This is a genomic window from Sphingomonas ginsengisoli An et al. 2013 (genome assembly GCF_009363895.1).
Taxonomy (GTDB): domain Bacteria; phylum Pseudomonadota; class Alphaproteobacteria; order Sphingomonadales; family Sphingomonadaceae; genus Sphingomicrobium; species Sphingomicrobium ginsengisoli.
The window spans coordinates 2,329,048-2,346,500 of sequence record NZ_CP045434.1; the positions used below are offsets into that span (position 1 = coordinate 2,329,048).

General features: G+C 69.6%; 13 protein-coding genes. 7 read left to right on the forward strand and 6 right to left on the reverse strand.

Going from position 1 to position 17,453, the window contains the following annotated elements; genetic code table 11:
* Positions 1 to 13: 13 nt before the first annotated feature.
* Complete coding sequence (locus tag GCU42_RS11330; protein ID WP_114227605.1) at positions 14 to 784, forward strand: exodeoxyribonuclease III; 771 nt, start codon at positions 14 to 16, stop codon at positions 782 to 784.
* Here the strand turns inward: GCU42_RS11330 and GCU42_RS11335 are convergent, their stop codons facing one another.
* Positions 785 to 3,043 carry a putative bifunctional diguanylate cyclase/phosphodiesterase gene (locus GCU42_RS11335; protein ID WP_162789205.1) on the reverse strand — a complete coding sequence of 753 codons (2,259 nt, stop codon included), beginning with the start codon at positions 3,041 to 3,043 and terminating at the stop codon, positions 785 to 787.
* Positions 3,044 to 3,121: 78 nt separating this feature from the next.
* Here GCU42_RS11335 and GCU42_RS11340 point away from each other — a divergent pair, with 78 nt between their 5' ends.
* Positions 3,122 to 4,144 carry an ATP-dependent DNA ligase gene (locus GCU42_RS11340; RefSeq protein ID WP_114227607.1) on the forward strand — a complete coding sequence of 341 codons (1,023 nt, stop codon included), beginning with the start codon at positions 3,122 to 3,124 and terminating at the stop codon, positions 4,142 to 4,144.
* On the opposite strand, the gene GCU42_RS11345 is transcribed toward GCU42_RS11340, so the two are convergent.
* Positions 4,141 to 5,034, reverse strand: coding sequence for an arginase family protein (locus tag GCU42_RS11345; protein ID WP_114227608.1), 894 nt, complete (start codon positions 5,032 to 5,034; stop codon positions 4,141 to 4,143). The genes GCU42_RS11340 and GCU42_RS11345 overlap by 4 nt on opposite strands.
* A 35-nt stretch (positions 5,035 to 5,069) precedes the next feature.
* On the opposite strand from GCU42_RS11345, the gene hutI reads away from it, so the two are divergent.
* From hutI to hutH, 5 genes are all read left to right on the forward strand, one after another.
* The gene (gene hutI, locus GCU42_RS11350) at positions 5,070 to 6,275 is read left to right on the forward strand and encodes an imidazolonepropionase (protein ID WP_114227609.1); all 1,206 of its coding nucleotides are present in this window, start codon (positions 5,070 to 5,072) and stop codon (positions 6,273 to 6,275) included.
* 105 nt (positions 6,276 to 6,380) lie between these two features.
* Entirely contained in the window at positions 6,381 to 8,039 is a 1,659-nt protein-coding gene (gene hutU, locus GCU42_RS11355) for a urocanate hydratase (RefSeq protein ID WP_114227610.1), read from the forward strand.
* Positions 8,040 to 8,058: 19 nt separating this feature from the next.
* Positions 8,059 to 8,424, forward strand: a complete 366-nt coding sequence (locus GCU42_RS11360; protein WP_114227611.1) for a hypothetical protein — start codon at positions 8,059 to 8,061, stop codon at positions 8,422 to 8,424.
* Between the two features lie 76 nt (positions 8,425 to 8,500).
* On the forward strand, positions 8,501 to 9,196 hold the full coding sequence (locus tag GCU42_RS11365) for a hypothetical protein (RefSeq protein ID WP_152569560.1): 696 nt from the start codon (positions 8,501 to 8,503) through the stop codon (positions 9,194 to 9,196).
* 294 nt (positions 9,197 to 9,490) lie between these two features.
* Positions 9,491 to 11,023 (forward strand): histidine ammonia-lyase, encoded by a 1,533-nt coding sequence (gene hutH, locus GCU42_RS11370; protein WP_114227613.1) that lies wholly within the window; start codon positions 9,491 to 9,493, stop codon positions 11,021 to 11,023.
* A 13-nt stretch (positions 11,024 to 11,036) separates the two neighbouring features.
* Here hutH and GCU42_RS11375 read toward each other — a convergent pair whose 3' ends face one another.
* From GCU42_RS11375 to GCU42_RS15090, 4 genes are all read right to left on the reverse strand, one after another.
* A complete protein-coding gene (locus tag GCU42_RS11375) occupies positions 11,037 to 11,441 on the reverse strand; it encodes a DUF2147 domain-containing protein (RefSeq protein WP_114227614.1) in 405 nt (134 codons plus the stop codon).
* Positions 11,442 to 11,518: 77 nt separating this feature from the next.
* Positions 11,519 to 15,085, reverse strand: a complete 3,567-nt coding sequence (locus GCU42_RS11380) for an error-prone DNA polymerase (protein ID WP_114227615.1) — start codon at positions 15,083 to 15,085, stop codon at positions 11,519 to 11,521.
* Between the two features lie 9 nt (positions 15,086 to 15,094).
* Positions 15,095 to 16,741 (reverse strand): Y-family DNA polymerase, encoded by a 1,647-nt coding sequence (locus tag GCU42_RS11385; protein WP_240309469.1) that lies wholly within the window; start codon positions 16,739 to 16,741, stop codon positions 15,095 to 15,097.
* Positions 16,626 to 17,315: an ImuA family protein gene (locus tag GCU42_RS15090; protein WP_114227616.1), complete on the reverse strand. Its 690-nt coding sequence runs from the start codon at positions 17,313 to 17,315 to the stop codon at positions 16,626 to 16,628. The genes GCU42_RS11385 and GCU42_RS15090 overlap by 116 nt, the downstream gene beginning before the upstream one ends.
* Between the last annotated feature and the right edge of the window lie 138 nt (positions 17,316 to 17,453).

Below are 17,453 nucleotides of genomic sequence, written 5' to 3' on the forward strand. Positions count from 1 at the left end.
TTCACGAGGGGCCATGCGGATCGCTTCCTACAATGTGAACGGCGTCAACGGCCGCCTACCGGTGCTGCTCGAGTGGCTCGACGCGACCGCGCCCGACGTGGTCTGCCTGCAGGAATTGAAGGCCGCCCCCGACAATTTCCCCGCCGAAGCCATCTTCGCGGCCGGCTACCAGGCGATCTGGCTCGGCCAAAAAAGCTGGAACGGGGTCGCCATCCTCAGTCGCGGGGCAGCGGGGGTTGAGACCCGCCGCAACCTGCCCGGTGACGGCCCCGATGCCCCCAGTCGCTATCTCGAAGCGGCGGTCGGCGGGGTGCTGATCGGCTGCCTCTACCTCCCCAACGGCAATCCGCGCCCCGGCCCCAAATATGACGCCAAGCTCGAGTGGATCGCCCGCTTCGAAACCCTCGCCGCCGAGCTGTTCGCCGTCGACGGGCCGGTCGTGCTGGCGGGCGACTACAACATCATTCCCGAGGACATGGACGTCTACAAACCCGAACGCTGGCACGACGACGCGCTGTTCGCCGACGAGGTGCGCGCCGCTTACCGGCGCCTGCTCGCGCAAGGCTGGACCGATGCCCTGAGGACCAAGCATCCGACCGAGCAGGTGTTCACCTTCTGGGACTATTTCCGCAACGCCTTCGCCCGCGACGCGGGGCTGCGGATCGACCATCTCCTGCTCAACGCCCCCGCGGCCAAACGCCTGCGCGAAGCCGGGGTCGACCGCTCGGTCCGCGCCTTGCCCAAGACCAGCGACCACGCGCCGGTGTGGATTTCGCTGCGCTGATCAGGCCCGCAGCAGCTCGCGCCGCCGCGTGTCGAGCAGCGCGGCCACCTCGGTCGCGCCGACCGGCAGGCTCAGCAGATTGCCCTGATATTCGTCGCAGCCGGCGAGCTGAAGCAGCGCATATTGCTCGTCGGTCTCGACCCCCTCGGCGGTCACCGTCAGCCCGAGCGCGTGACCGAGCGCGACCATCGAGCTGATCAGCGCCGGGCAATCGGGATTGCGGACGAGGTCGGCGACGAAGCTGCGGTCGATCTTCATCCCGTCCAGCTTGAGCATCCGCAGCCGGTCGAGGCTGGAAAAACCGGTCCCGAAATCGTCGATCGCGAAGTGCACGCCGTGGCTACGAAGCTCGGCGACGGTCTGCGCGACCTGCCCCATATGGCCGAACAGCGCGGTCTCGGTGATCTCGAGGCGAAGCCGCCGGGCGGGGAGGCCGGTTCGCTCCAGCGTCGCAAGCACCTGCTCGGCATAGCCGGGCGAATGCAATTGCCCGGGGGAGACGTTGACCGCCAGCATCAGCTCGGGCCACTGCACCGCCTCGACGCAGGCCTGCTCGAGCACCAAGGCGTCGATCGCGGCGATCAGGCCGAGTTCCTCGGCAAGGGGCACGAACGTCCCGGGCTCGATGGTCCGCCCGTCGGCCCGCCGCCAGCGCGCCAGCGCCTCGATCCCGATCAGTCCCTCGTCGGCGCGGCCAAACTGCGGCTGGAAGTCGACGCTGAGCTCACGCTCGGCGACCGCCCGGCGAAGGTCGCGTTCGAGCGTCTGGCGCTCGCGCAGCGCGCCGTCCATGCCGTCGTCGAAGGCGATTACCCGGTCCTTGCCCAGCTCCTTGGCGCGGTAGAGCGCAAGGTCGGCCTTGCGCATCAGGTCGGTGGCGGCCGGCCCATGGTCGGGAAACACCGCGACCCCAACGCTGCCCGCCAGCACGATCATGTTCGCAGCCACCGCGAACGGCTGCCGTAGCGCAGCGAGGACCGCCTGGCCGGTCGCCGCCGCGGCGTCCCGGCCGCCTGCCACCACCAGCACGAACTCATCGCCGCCGAACCGCGCCACCCGCTCGGCGCCGGCGATCGCGGTCAGCCGCGCCGCCGCCTCTCGGATCACCTCGTCGCCGGCGGCATGACCCCACAGGTCGTTGACGTCCTTGAACCGGTCGAGGTCGACGAACAGCAAAGCGAACGGCGCGGCCTTGCCGGTCATCTCCTCGACCAGCCGCGTGAGATGGCGGCGGTTGGGCAGGCCGGTCAGCTCGTCCTGCATCGCCTGCACCCGGCTGCGGTAGAGCTGCCGCGCCGAATCGCGCACGAAGCGCGCGCCGCCCACCCCCGCCACCAGCATCAGCAGCGACAGCGTCGCGACGACCGGCAGCGAGCGGCGCAGCAGGTCGGTCCCGACCGGCTGAAGCGTCCAGCGCAGGTCGAGCGGCGCCGCGCTCCCCGCGATGATGATCGGCAAGCGATTGCTGCGCGGTGGCAACGGCGCGGCCCGCCGACTGACCCGCAACCCGTCGATCATCAGCTCGCGGCCGATGGTGCGGAACAGCTTGCCGTCGAGCCGGAAAGAGGCGACCAGCATGGCCGGGTGGCGGACCGGGCCGACATGGCCGAAATCGGGCAGGATCGGCGCGACGATCACCACGCGAGGGCTGTCCTCGACCATCACCAGCCGCGCGAAATCGAGCCGCTGGTGGCTGGTCCCCAACTTGGCCGCGCCAAAGGCGAGATCGGGTTGCCCCGGCTGGTAGCTGTGCAACTGACGCCGCAATTGCGCGACGACCGGCGCCACCAGCGGCCGATAGCGATCGAAGCTGGCCGCCGCCGAGCGCCGCGGGCCGAGGTAGGAAGCGAGCAATCCGCCGCGGTCGGTGAGGACGAAGCTCTCGTCGACCGAATAATATTTGGCGAGCCAGACCCCGACGTTCTCATCGGTCCATTTCGGATCGAATTTCACCCCGGTATGCTGCGCCGCCTCATCCCAGAAGGTCACGCTGGTCAAATCGGCGCGCATGTCGCCGACGGTCGCGATCAGCGCGTTGCGCACCTGCTGCTGCTCGCGCTCGGTGGCGATGGCGACCGACTCGCGATGGGTCGCGGCGAGCGAGCCGAGCATCACCAGCAGGCAGAGGCTGACCATCGCGGCCAGCGCCCAGCCGAGCGCCTTCATCTTCGCCGACGCAAAGGCGCTGACGTCGCCCAGCGGCAGCGAGGACGCCGGCGCCGTGCGGACGGTGGACGGGAATGGCCTAAGCGTGCCCATTACCATCGCTTGGGAGCGGCGGGTTACCGCAACTTTAAGCTTACCGGCACTTCAGCGGTAATCGCGGGTTGTCTGGCGATGAGCGAGACCGCGCCGTTCGCGCCGATGGAAGCGCTGCTGGCGAGCGAGTTGCCCGACGGGCCCGGCTGGCTGTTCGAGCCCAAGTGGGACGGCTTCCGCTGCCTCGCGGTGCGCGAAGGCGACGCGGTCGCTCTATGGTCGAAAAGCGGCAAGCCGCTCGGCCGCTACTTCCCCGAAGTGGTCGCCAGTCTCGCCACGCTGCCCGCCCGGCGCTTCATCCTCGATGGCGAGCTGATCATCGAAAGCGGCGGTGAGTTCAGCTTCGCGGCCCTGCAGCAGCGCCTGCATCCCGCGGAGAGTCGCGTCCGCAAGCTCGCCGCCGAGACGCCCGCGCGGTTGATGGCGTTCGACCTGCTGGGTCTCGCCGGCAAGAATCTCGCCAGCGAACCGCTCGCCAAGCGGCGGGCGAAGCTGCAGAAATTCGTCGCCGACCAGGGCTCGCCCGACCTCCTCCTGTCGCCCGCCACCGAGCGGCGCGCCGACGCGCTCGGCTGGCTCGCACTTAGCGGCGCGGCGCTCGACGGGGTGATCGCCAAGCGCCAAGACGAGCCTTACCGCCCGGGCGAGCGCGCCTTCGTCAAGGTCAAGCAGCGCCGCAGCGCCGACTGCGTGGTCGGGGGCTACCGCACCGAGCGGGCGTCGGCGACGATGGCCTCGCTGCTGCTCGGACTCTACGACGACGAGGGCAAGCTCAACCACGTCGGCTTCTGCTCCTCGTTCAGCGCCGCCGAGCGCGCCGAGTGGACGCCCGAGCTCGAGAAGCTGGCGGGTGGCACCGGCTTCACCGGCGCGGCGCCGGGCGGACCCAGCCGCTGGGCGAATGCGCGTTCGGCCGAGTGGATCCCGCTCAAGCCCAAGCTGGTCGTCGAGGTCGCTTACGACCAGGTCACCGGCGGCCGCTTCCGCCACGGCACCCGCCTGCTTCGCCGCCGTCCCGACAAGCGCCCCGACCAGTGTCGCTGCGATCAGCTCCGCCACGCGCTGAGCCCAGCCGAACTCGGCCAGTTGCTCGGCCGCTAGCGCGCCTCGAATCCCGCCAGTACGTCGGCCAGCCAGCGGCCGGCGGTAAGCGCCGAAAGGTCGCTCGGATCGAGCGGAGGGTCCCATTCGGTGAGGTCGATGACCCTGACCCGCGGCTCGGCGGCGAGGCGGCGGGCGGCGGCGAAGAAGTCCTGGTTGGAGATCCCGCCCGGCCGCGCGCCCGGGGCGCCGGGAAATTGCGCCCGGTCGATCACGTCGATGTCGCAGTCGACCACGATCGCCTCGACGTGGTCGAGCGCTTCGATCGCGCGCACCGCCGCCGCGCGCCCGCCCTTGGCGTGGACCTCGTCGGCGGTGAGCAGCAGGTGCCCGCCCGACAGTGCATCGTCGTGCATCCGCGCGCTGTTCGCGAAGGGGGCGAGCCCGACCTGGACGATGTTGCGCCCCGGCAGCCCATCCTCGCGAAGCGCCCGCACCGGATTGCCGTTGCCCAGTCCCGCAAACAGGTCGCGCATGTCGAGATGCGCGTCGAGCGTGATCAGCCCGATCGCGTCGAGCAGCAGCCCTAGCGCCTCGGCCAGCCCGAGCACGCCGGGCCGGGTCACCGCATTGTTGCCCCCGATCAGCAGCGTCAGCCCATGCGCCGCGACACTCTCGGCCACCGCCGCGCGCAGTGGCCCAGTCGCCTGTTCGATGCTCAACCCGTCGAGCTTCACCTCGCCGCGATCGTGGACGAGGCTCCCCACTTCCTTCGCCCGCGCGATGTCGTAGCGGCCGATCCGCTTGAGGATGCCGCGCAGCGCCGCGGGCGCCAGATCGCACCGTCCGGGCGTCACCGACCCCGCCGACAAGGGCGCCCCGACCCATCCGACCGGCGCATCGGCCGCACTGGTGAGCAATTCGGCGAGGTTGGGCCAGGCGCTGGTCATTGCTGCCTGCCTAGCAGCGTGCCACAGCCTCCGCCATGTGGGACCGGCTCCTCACCGACTGCAACGTCTGCACCATGATCCCGGCCAAGGGCGACCCGCTGGGCATCGTCCGCAATGCCGCCATCGCCATCGCCGACGGCCGCATCATCCGCATCGGCAAGCGCACCGACATGGCCGGCATGAAGGTCGGCGAGGTGGTGCCGATGAACGGCCTGTGGGTCACCCCGGGGCTGATCGACTGCCACACCCACCTCGTCTTCGGCGGCACCCGCGCCCGCGAACATGCACTGCGGCGGATGGGCGCAAGCTACGAGGAGATCGCCGAGGCCGGGGGCGGGATCGCCTCGACCATCGCCGCCACCGCTGCCGCCAGCGACGAGGAACTGTTCACCAGCGCCCGCCGCCGCCTCCGTGCGCTGATGGCCGGTGGCTGCACCACGGTCGAGGTCAAGTCGGGCTATGGCAGCGATGTCGCTTCCGAGCTGCGCCTGCTGCGCGTCGCCCAGGCGCTGGCGGAGAGCGAGCCGGTCCGCATCGCCCCGACCTTGCTCGCGCTTCACGCCCTCCCCAAGGGCGCCGACCGCAAGGCCTTCGTCGCCCAGGCGATCGACGAGCTCGTCCCCGCCGTCGCCGAAGCCAGGCTCGCCACCAGCGTCGATGGTTTCTGCGAGGGCATCGGCTTCCTCCCCCATGAGATCGAGCGGCTGTTCGTCGCCGCCGAGGACCATGGCCTCCGCGTCAAGCTCCACGCCGAGCAACTCAGCAACCGCGGCGGGGCGAAGCTCGCCGCGCGCTACCACGCCCTCTCGGCCGACCATCTCGAGCATCTCGACGAGGCCGGTGCGGCGGCGATGGCGGCTGCGGACACCGTCGCGGTGCTGCTTCCGGGCGCCTTTTACGCGCTCCAGGAAACGCACAAGCCGCCGGTCCAGCTGCTGCGCGACCACGCCATCCCGATCGCCATCGCCACCGACTGCAACCCCGGCACCTCGCCGCTGCTCAATCCCCAGCTCGCGATGAACATGGCCTGCACCCTGTTCGGCCTGACCCCCGAGGAAGCGCTCGCCGGCATGACCGTCCACGCCGCCCAGGCGCTCGGCATCGACGACCAGGTCGGCACGCTCGCCCCCGGCAAGGTCGCCGATCTCGTCGCCTGGGACATCGCCGAGCCGGCCGAGCTCGGCTACTGGATCGGCCTGTCCGGACCCGCGCGGCGGATGCTCGCTGGGGTGGATTGTTGATTGGCAGAACCGTCACCCTGAACTTGTTTCAGGGTCCATTTCTCCACTAGCACCGCCGCTCGACGATGGATGCTGAAACGAGTTCAGCATGACGGAAAGGCTTCGATGACCGACCAACGCCGCGACAATAGCCGCCGCATCCGCGCCCGCCGCGGGTCCGACATCAAGGCCAAAAGCTGGCTCACCGAAGCCGCCGTCCGCATGCTCCAGAACAACCTCGACGACGAGGTCGCCGAGGATCCGCAGAGCCTCGTCGTCTACGGCGGCATCGGCCGCGCCGCGCGCAACTGGGCGGCCTATGACAAGATCGTCGAAACGCTCGAGCGGCTGAACGAGGACGAGACCCTCCTCGTGCAGTCGGGCAAGCCTGTCGGCGTCTTCCGCACCCACCCCGACGCCCCGCGCGTGCTCCTCGCCAACTCCAACCTCGTGCCGAAATGGGCGACGTGGGAGCATTTCAACGAACTCGATCGCGCCGGGCTCATGATGTACGGCCAGATGACCGCGGGCAGCTGGATCTACATCGGCACCCAGGGCATCGTCCAAGGCACCTACGAGACCTTCGCCGAGATGGGCCGCCAGCATTATGGCGGCGACCTCCGGGGCAAGTGGATCCTCACCGCCGGCCTCGGCGGCATGGGCGGGGCGCAGCCGCTCGCGGCGGTGATGGCCGGCGCCCACTGCATCGCGATCGAATGCCAGGAAACCCGGATCGAGAAGCGGCTCGAGACCCGCTACCTCGACCGCCGCGCGGCCACCATCGACGAAGCTCTGGAAATCATCGGCAACGCCAGCGAACCGACCAGCGTCGGCCTCCTCGGCAACGCCGCCGAACTCATCCCCGAGATGCTCGCCCGCGGCATCCGCCCCGACGCGCTGACCGACCAGACCAGCGCCCACGACCCCGCCAACGGCTATTTGCCGATCGGCTGGACCGTCGCGAAATGGCTCGACATGCGCGAGCGCGATCCGGCCGCGGTGGCCCAGGCCGCGCGCATCGCCATGGCCCGCCATGTCGAGGCGATGCTGTCCTATCGCGCGATGGGCGTCCCGGTCTTCGACTATGGCAACAACATCCGCCAAGAGGCCAAGGACACCGGCGTCGAGCACGCCTTCGACTTCCCCGGCTTCGTCCCCGCCTACGTCCGCCCACTCTTCTGCCGCGGCATCGGCCCGTTCCGCTGGTGCGCGCTGTCGGGCGATCCCGAGGATATTTACAAGACCGACCAACGGGTGAAGGAGCTGATCCCCGACGATCCGCACCTCCACCGCTGGCTCGACATGGCGCGCGAGCGGATCGCCTTCCAGGGCCTCCCCGCGCGCATCTGCTGGGTCGGGCTCGGCCAGCGCCATCGCCTCGGCCTCGCCTTCAACGAGATGGTCCGCAACGGCGAGGTCAGCGCCCCCATCGTCATCGGCCGCGACCACCTCGACAGCGGCAGTGTCGCCAGCCCCAATCGCGAGACCGAAAGCATGCAGGACGGCAGCGACGCGGTCAGCGACTGGCCGCTCCTCAACGCCCTCCTCAACACCGCCAGCGGCGCGACCTGGGTGTCGCTCCATCACGGCGGCGGGGTCGGCATGGGCTATTCGCAGCACGCCGGCATGGTGATCGTCGCCGACGGCACCGACGCCGCCGCCCGCCGCCTCGAACGCGTCCTCTGGAACGACCCCGCCACCGGGGTCATGCGCCATGCCGACGCCGGCTACGCGATCGCGCAGGATTGCGCCCGCGAGCAGGGCCTCGACCTGCCGATGCTCTGACCGACCGGAGGTACGAAGGATGTCCGACAAGCCATTGCTCGACCGACTGCAGGTCAAAGGCGAGCGCACGCTAGCGGTGATCGGCGCTCCGCCGGCGCTCGCGGCGCTGACCGCCGACGCGCGGACGGCCGAACCGCAGGATGCCGACGTCGTGCTCCTGTTCACGCCCGACCGCGCGGTCTTCGACCAGCGCCTGCCCGAGCTCGCCGCGACCCTGCGCCGCGACACCATCCTGTGGGTCGCCTACCCGAAGCTCACCTCATCCCTCGCCGCCGACCTCAGCCGCGACCTCATCCACCAGCTCGCGCCCACCCACGGCCGCGACACCGTCGCCCAGATCGCCATCGACCTCGACTGGTCGGCCCTGCGCCTGAAGCGGGTCTGAGCGGAGCGTCGTTTTTCGACCCATTGCGGACCTCGAGCCGACGGACCTATCGTTTAGGTGCTGAAGGAGGGTGCGAATGGGAGATGTAAGCAGGAAGTCGGTTGCCGTAAAACGGCGGAAGTTCGCGCGGGAAGTTGGGAGTGTTGTGCTGGGTGTATTGATCGCTCTTCTCATTGGAGAAGTCGCGGATTGGGTTCGATGGCAAATTCGGCTTCGCGATGGGCTGCAGGCGATGAGTGGCGAGCTTTCCGGAAACAGGTTCAACTTCGTTGAACGGCGACTTGAGCAAAAGTGCATCGAAAGCCGCCTGATCTCGATTGGAAAAGTTCTTGATCGGGCACGCCAGACAGGAAGCCTGCCGGCAATTGGCACAATAGGCTTTCCCGCCGTGCGACCATCAGAGTCGACAGCCTTTGAGGTTGCTAAATCCGAAGGCCTGCCGCTCCATATGGATCGGCAGAGGGCCAGAGATTTAGCGATGCTCTATGTGCAGATGGACGCGTATAACTCTGCAGTATCGTCCGAACAGAATAGCTGGAAGACACTTCAACTATTGTCTGGTTCGGAGAGAAAAGTCAGCGACGACTTTCTGATAGTGCTGTTGCAAGCCTGGGCCAACGCAAGCAGAGAAGGAGTGGTGACGGGCGTCCTTGCACAACAAGGAGACGACAACTTTAAGCGTTTCGGAGTCACGGCCGACTTTGGCGAATTTCACGATCTTGCAGGTCTAGCCAAGAAGGTGAGCGAACGACAAAGCTGCCAACCGCTCTAAGCGAGATCCGCTGCGCAGTCTCAATGTCGGCTTCCCACCCAAAGCAGATTCCGCCCCACCGCTTGAACAATAGGAAACGGCGTGCTCCGTGCTGCTCCGCCTCAACCAGCGCTGGGCGAGCCTGCCGATCGTCGGCAACGCTTGGATCGCGGCGTCGGGAAAGCCGAAGCAGGGAAAGTTCGCTAGGGGAAATATCGCCACCATGACCCCGCACCAGGGAAACTTGGAAACTTCACCTCCCGCAATGGCACAGATGTCGCCGCTCTCACCCCCGAACCAGGGAAACATGGAAACTTGTCGTCATCAACGCTGACCCTCGACCCCCAGGCGATCGACCTTACTCAGCTCCGCCAACTGTGGAGCGGGGCGCCGGCGCGCCTGCACGACGCCGCCATGCACCGGATCGACGCGTCGGCCGACGCGGTCGCGCGGATCGTCGCCGGGGGCGAGACGGTCTACGGCATCAATACGGGATTCGGCCTGCTCGCCCAGACCCGCATCCCCGCCGAGCGCCTGTCCGAGCTCCAGCGCAACCTCATCCTCTCGCACAGTTGCGGCCTTGGCGACGCCACCCCGCGCCACGTCGTCCGGCTGATGATCGTGCTGAAGCTGCTCGGCCTCGGTCGCGGGCATTCGGGGGTGCGGCCGGCGGTGATCGAGGCGCTGCAGGCGCTGCTCGACCATGACGCCATGCCGGTCATCCCGAGCCAGGGCAGCGTCGGCGCCAGCGGCGACCTCGCCCCACTCGCGCACATGACCGCCGCGCTGATGGGGCAGGGGTGGATCGACCTCGGCGGCGAGCGGCTGGCCGCCGGCGACGCGCTCCAGCGCCTCGGCCGCGCGCCGCTCGAGCTCGGCCCCAAGGAAGGACTCGCGCTGATCAACGGCACCCAATTCTCGACCGCGGTCGCGCTCGACGCCCTGTTCGCGGCCGAACGCACCTTCGGCGCCGCGCTCCACGCCGGGGCGCTGTCGGTCGATGCCTTGAAGGGCAGCGCCAAGCCGTTCGACCCGCGCATTTCCGCGCTGCGCGGCCAGCCCGGACAGATCCGCGTCGCTGCCGAGCTCGCCCGCCTGCTCGACGGCTCGGCGATCCTTTCCAGCCACACCCACGGCTGCGAAAAGGTGCAGGACCCCTATAGCTTCCGCTGCCAGCCGCAGGTGATGGGCGCCGCGCTCGACCTGCTCCACAACGCCGCCCGCACGCTGACCATCGAGGCGGGCGCGGTGACCGACAATCCGATCATCTTCGACGAGGGCGACGGCTGCGACGCCGCCATTTCGGGCGGCAATTTCCACGCCCAGCCGGTCGCCTTCGCCGCCGACACCATCGCCATGGCGCTATGCGAAGTCGGCTCCTTGAGCGAACGCCGCACCTCGGTGCTGGTCGATCCCAAGATGAGCGGGCTGCCCGCCTTCCTGGTCGACGACGGCGGGGTCAATTCCGGCCTGATGATCCCCCAGGTCACCGCCGCCGCGCTGGTCAGCGAGAACAAGAGCCTCGCCTTCCCGGCGTCGGTCGATTCGATCCCGACCTCGGCCGGGCAGGAGGACCATGTCTCGATGGCGCCGATCGCCGCGCGCAAGGCATGCGCCATCGCCCGCAATACCGCCGGGGTGGTCGCGGTCGAGCTGATCGCCGCCGCCCAGGGGGTCGACTATCACGCCCCGCTCGCGACCAGTCCGGCGCTCCAGGCGCTGCACGGCAAGGTGCGCGCGCTCAGCCCGCACCTCGAGGCGGATCGCTATTGGGCCGACGAAATGGCCGCGCTGCAGGCGGCGGTGCTGGCGGGGGAATTGAGCGGCGGCTTCACGCTGTCGGTCTAGCGGACCCGCGCCCCTAGCTGACCCGCACCCACGTCTGGTCCTTGCAGAGGAAGCCGAGGACGCAGCCCTGCACCGTCAGCTCGTTGCCGGCGAGGCTCAGGTTGCCGCTGGCGTGCATGTTCTGCTTGGGCAGGAAGACGCGGCCCTTCCAGCGGCGGGTGCCGGCCGGGCGGATGTCGGAGAGGATTGTCGTGCCGACCAGCACCTCGGTCCCCCCCTGCGCGGCCTTGGCCTTGGCCGACGCGCTGGCGTTGACCACCCGCCCGCACAGCGCCGGGCCGCACGGGCCGATCCGCACCACCACGCTGCCCTTGGGATTGCGCCACAGCCCCTCGAGCTCGGACGCCGGGCTGGCGGCGGCGGGGACCGTGGAGAGCGCCAGCGCGAGGCCGGCGGCGAGGGTCAGTTGCTTGATCATGGGCGTCCCCTAGCGGCCCGAAGCTGAGCCCAACCTTGCCGAAGCATGGCCGGAATGTGGCGCTTGTCGGCGCGGGGTCAATGCGTCGGGCAGTTGATCACCCGCGCGTCGGGGATGATCCGGGCATCGCGCGGGTGGCCGCGCATCGGCGGTCGCGCCGGCCCGGCGCCGTCCCCGCGGCCGAGCTGCGGGTCGAGCGCCTGCGCATCGGACAGCGTCCGCAGCAGCGCGCTGTCGTCCTCCAGCTTCTGCGCGATCAGGTGGCAGACCGCCTCGTCGTGCTGGACGATGCCGTGCACCACCATCAGCCGCGCGCCCATCACCACCTTGCGCTGGGCGTAGAAGGCGTCGGGCCAGATGACGAGGTTGGCGACCCCGGTCTCGTCCTCGAGCGTGATGAAGCACACCCCCTTGGCGCTGCCCGGCCGCTGGCGGATCAGCACCAGCCCGGCCAGCTTGACCCGCCGGCCATATTTGACCTCGCGCAGGTCGCTCGCGCGGACGAAGCCTTGGCTCCCATAATGATCGCGCAGGAACTGCATCGGGTGCGCCTTCAGGCTCAGTCGCGTGGTCTGGTAATCGCTCACCACATGCTCGCCCAAGGGCATCGTCGGCAGCGTCGCGGTCTCGGTCTCCTCGCCCTCGTCCCGCGCCTGAGCCGCGGCGAATAGCGGCAGCTCGGGCACCGGCCTCAACGCCCGCGCCTCCCATAGCGCCTGGCGCCGGTCGAGCCCCACTGAGCGGAAGCAGTCGGCCTCGGCCAGCCGCTCGATCGCGTGCGGCGGGACATGGCCGCGCGACTGCAGCTCCTCGACGCTGGCGAACGGCGCCGCCTCGACCAGTCGCGCGGCATCGGCGGCACGCAGGCCCTCGACCTGGCGGAGGCCGAGGCGGAGGGCAGGGGCCGAACCCGCTCGTCCTGAGCGGAGGCCGCAGGCCGTAGTCGAAGGGCGTTCACCCGCACCACGCTCCCAACGCCCTTCGACTACGCGCTTCGCGCTCCGCTCAGGACGAGCGGGGTGAGCGTCCTCCAGCGAACAATCCCACCCGCTCAGGTTCACATCCACCGCGCGTACCTCGACCCCGTGCTCGCGCGCGTCGCGGACGATTTGCGCGGGCGCGTAAAACCCCATCGGCTGGCTGTTGAGCAACGCGCAGGCGAAGGCCGCCGGATATTTCCACCGCAGCCAGCTCGACACGTAGACGAGGTGCGCGAAGCTCGCCGCGTGGCTTTCGGGAAAGCCATATTCGCCAAAGCCGCGGATCTGGTGGAAGCAGCGCTCGGCGAATTCGCGCTCGTAGCCGCGGGTCACCATCCGCTCGACCATCTTGTCCTGGAGGAGGTCGATCGTTCCCCGGCTGCGGAAGGTCGCCATCGCCTTCCTCAGCTGGTTGGCTTCCTCGGGACTGAATTTGGCGGCGTCCAAGGCGATCTTCATCGCCTGCTCCTGGAACACGGGCACGCCCAGCGTCCGCTTGAGGATCCGCTCCAATTCGTCGGGCGGACCGTGCTCGGGCGACGGCCGCGGATATTCCACCTTCTCCTTGCCCTGCCGGCGCTTGAGAAAGGGATGGACCATGTCGCCCTGGATCGGCCCGGGGCGGACGATCGCGACCTCGATCACCAGGTCGTAGAAGCAGCGCGGCTTCAATCGCGGCAGCATGTTCATCTGCGCTCGGCTCTCGACCTGGAAGACACCCAGAGAATCGCCCTGGCACAGCATGTCGTAGACGCCCGCCTCCTCGCGCGGGACGGTGGCGAGGTCCCACGCCTCACCATGATGCTGCTCGATCAGCGCGAAGCATTTGCGGATGCAGGTCAGCATGCCCAATGCGAGCACGTCGATCTTGAGGATGCCCAGTTCCTCGATGTCGTCCTTGTCCCACTCGATGAAGGTGCGGTCGGGCATCGCGCCATTGCCGACCGGGACCGTCTCGATCAGCGGTCGCTCGGTCAGGATGAAGCCGCCGACATGCTGGCTGAGGTGGCGCGGCATCCCGATCAATTGCTCGGCGAGCTTGATCACCCGCGCGAGGTGCGGGTCGGAAAGGTCCAGCCCGGCCTCGGCGACATGGTTCTCGCTGACGTCCTCGCCCCAGCCCCAGATGGTCCCGGCGATCGCCGCGCAAATGTCTTCGGAGAGGCCCATCACCTTGCCGACCTCGCGGATCGCCGAGCGAGGGCGGTAGTGGATGATGGTGGCGGCGATCCCGGCGCGGTCGCGGCCGTACTTCTGGTAGATGTGCTGGATCACCTCCTCGCGCCGCTCATGCTCGAAATCGACGTCGATGTCGGGCGGCTCCTTGCGCTCCTCGGAGATGAAGCGCTCGAACAGGAGGTCGTTGGTCGAGGGGTCGACCGCGGTGATGCCGAGGCAATAGCAGACCGCGCTGTTGGCGGCCGACCCACGTCCCTGGCAGAGGATCGGCGGCTCGCATGAGCGGGCGAAATCGACGATCGAATGGACCGTCAGGAAGTAGCGCGCGAAATCCAGTTTCGCGATCAGTTTGAGTTCGTGGCGGAGCTGCCTGACGATCGTCTCGGGTACCCCGTCGGTGCCCCACCGCGCCGAAGCGCCGATCCAGGTCAGATGCTCGAGCTGCTGCTGCGGACTGCGCCCCTCGGGCACGCTCTCGCGCGGATATTCATATTTGAGCTCGTCGAGACTGAAGCCGAGCGCGTCGGCGAACGCGCGGGTGGCGCGGATCGCGTGGGGCCAGCGCTCGAACAGCCGCGCCATCTCGGCCGGGCTCTTCAAATGCCGCTCGGCATTGGGGTGGAGGCGGTAGCCGGCCTCCGCCAGCGTGGTCTTCTCGCGGATGCAGGTCATGATGTCCTGCAGCGGGCGCTTGGCGGGCTCGTGATAATGGACGTCGTTGGTGGCGAGGATGGTCGCGCCGATCGCCTTCGCCAGCCGGTCCAATCGCTCGATCCGGGCGAGATCGTCGCCGCGATAGAGGTGCGCGGCGGCGATGTGGCGAAGCCCGGGCAGCGCCGCGGTCAGCGCCGGCAGCAGCGCTTCGAAGGCGTCCAAATCCTCCTCGGGCCACGCGATGAAGGCGATGCCCTCGCGATGGTCGGCGACATCGGCCAGCGTGAGGTCGCACTCGCCCTTCTCCGCGCGGCCCTGCCCGAGGCTGAGCAACCGCGACAGCCGCGCATAGCCTTCGCGGTCGATCGGGTAGGCGAGGAGGGTCGCGGCTTGTTCATCACCCCCACCCGCTCGTCCTGAGCGGAGCGCGGAGCGCGCAGTCGAAGGGCGTTCGGCGTCGCCACCCTCGGCACGCCCTTCGACTACGGCCTGCGGCCTCCGCTCAGGACGAGCGAACTGCAGCACATTGCTGCTGGCACTAGGCGCCACCCGCACCACCAGCCGGGACCCGATCAGCGGCCGCAGCCCCGCGCCCTTGCAGGCGCTATGCATCCGCACCACCCCCGACAGCGTGTTCACGTCGGCGACTCCGATCGCGTCCATCCCCATCGCGAAGGCGGTCATCACCAGCTCGATCGCGTCCGACGCCCCGCGCAGGAAGCTGAACGGGGTGGCGATCCCCAGTTCGACGAAGTCGGCGGGCGGGATGAACGCGGCGGGACCGCCTTCGCGGACCAGCTTGCGGCGGGCATAGCCTTCCTGCTCAGGCATGGCGGCGGCTCATGCGAACAGCCCGTGGACGAACCATTCGGGCGGCCCGCCGCGCCCGTCGCCGACCAGCCCTTCGCGGAAGATCCAGAAGCGGCAGCCGGCCTCGTCCTCGACCTTGTAATAATCGCGCAAGCGCGCGGTCGAGCGTTCGCGCCACCATTCGGGGGCGATCCGCTGCGGCCCCTGCGCGCGGGCGATGTCATGCACCTTGCGCCGCCAGACGAAGCGGCGGGGGAGGCCCTCGGGTGTCGCATAGATGACCGCGATCGCCTCGGGCGTGTCGAGCAGGCGCTGGGGGGAATCCACCGCACTACTCGTTCGTCCTGAGCGGAGGCCGTAGGCCGCAGTCGAAGGGCGTTCGTGTGGCAACACGCCCTTCGACTTCCCCCGGATCAAGTCCGGGGTCCGCTCAGGACGAGCGGGGGTATTCGCAGCCACCCCCGCGACCCACCCGCTCGCCCGCTCGGGCAAATGGCTCTCGCGCGGCGCTGGCCGTCGCACCTTGTCGGGCCCCAGCTTGACGCTCAGCCGGTCGATCAGCTCGGCCAGCCTGGTCTCGCCCGACGGCTCGCCGACCAGCGCGTCCTGCCCCGCGTCGAGCCGCTCGGCCCAGCTCGCGGTCAGCGCGAAGGCGTCGACCCCGAAGCCGGGATCGATCGTCTGAGCCTTGTCGGCGAGCAGCCGGGCGAGGTGCCTGGGATCGCGGGTCGGGATGGAGGTGGCGGCGCTCGCCTCGCTCAGCGTCCCGTCGACCCGGTAGCCGGTCAGCACCAGCGCGCGTGCGCCCAGCTTGCGCGTCTGCAGCTCGGCGACCAGCCGCGGCACCAGCAGCGCCAGCGCCTGGGGTCCCGCCTCGGGGTGGGTGACCGGCTCCTGCATCCGCAGCAATGCGCACGGCGGCGGGTCGGGGCGGACCCCAGTCAGCGGCTCGGGCTTGCGGCCCAATGCGCGGTCGAGCGCGTCCAAGGGATGCTCGGCCTCGCGGAAGCGCCGCGCGAGCGCCTTGCGCGGCACGCCGGCCAAGTCGCCGATGGTCTTGAGGCCGAGCCGGACGAGGATGTGAGTCGCTTGCGGGCTCAGACGCAGCGCGGCGACGGGGAGGGGGGCGAGCAGCACCGCTAGCCGTGCCGTCGACGCCTGGTCGGTGTTGCCGCCGAACCGCGCCAGCGCCCACGCCGCGCCCGCGGTCGGCGCGATCGCCGCGCGGGTGGTGAAGCCAAGCGCCGCGATCCGCGCCTCCATCTCGGCCAGCAGCCGCGCCTCGCCGCCGAACAGGTGCGCGATCCCGGTCAGGTCGAGCCGCAGCGCGTCGGTCCCGTCGAGCTCGACCAGCGGCGACCAGCGGGCCGCCCACAGCGCCAGCGCGCGCAACCAAGCGGCATCGCCCGCGACATCGGCCGGCACCGCCTCGAGCGCGGGGTCGAGCGCGCGGGCGTCGGTCAGCCGCCCGCCGACCCGCGCCCCGCCCGCCAGCGCGGCGTCGGTGGCGGCGTGGATCAGCTGGCCGTGCTGCGCCTCGACCGTGAGGACGACGGGCCGCTCAGGCTGATCGTCGCCTGTCCCGAGCGACGTCGAGGGGCCTGTCCCGAGCGGCGTCGAGGGGCCTGTCCCGAGCGACGTCGAGGGGCCTGTCCTCGCCCACCGCTCGATCGCCAGCCGGGGCAGCCACAGGGAGCAGATCCGTTGATCCGTCACCGGCCATCACCCAGCGCCCCGGGGGGCGTCCGCGCGCACGGAACAGCTCGGCCTCCCAGCGCGGTTCGCCCGGCGCGCGATGGTCGAGCGGATGGGCCAAACTCGGCGCGCTCGCCAGCCGCCAGCGGAAGCGCGCGCCGCTCAAATTGGCGTGGCCGCCCAGCCTTATCAAACAGGCGGCCACGCCATGACGTTCGGCGGCCACCGCCAGCCGCCGGGTCGCGGTGAAGTCGAGCGCGGCGGGGTCCCCCCACACTTCGCCGATCACGGCGCTCAGGGCCGGGCATCGCAGGCCCTCCTCCATCGCCCACAGCGCCGCCCGGGCGTCGCGCGCCTCGACATGGATGAGCCCCTGGCCGTGGCGCCCGAGCCCGGCGGGATGGACCCGCCCGCCCTCGAGGATCGCCATCCTTTCCTGCACCCACAACAGCGGCCTGGCCGGGTCGAGCTGCCTAAGCAGGAACCCCGCCCAGCCCGCGTCGCGCGGGCTCGCGGCGAACAATTCGGACAGCGTCGGTCCGCCCGCCGCCGACAACGGCAGGGGCTGTTCAACCCGCGCGGATTCCCCGCCGGGGACGGAGGGCAGACCTCGTTCCACACGACTCGCAACGTTCTTGTTCTACTTTTGTTCTTATTCCCGCGAGTCCGGCACGCGAGTCAATGGAGCGACTCG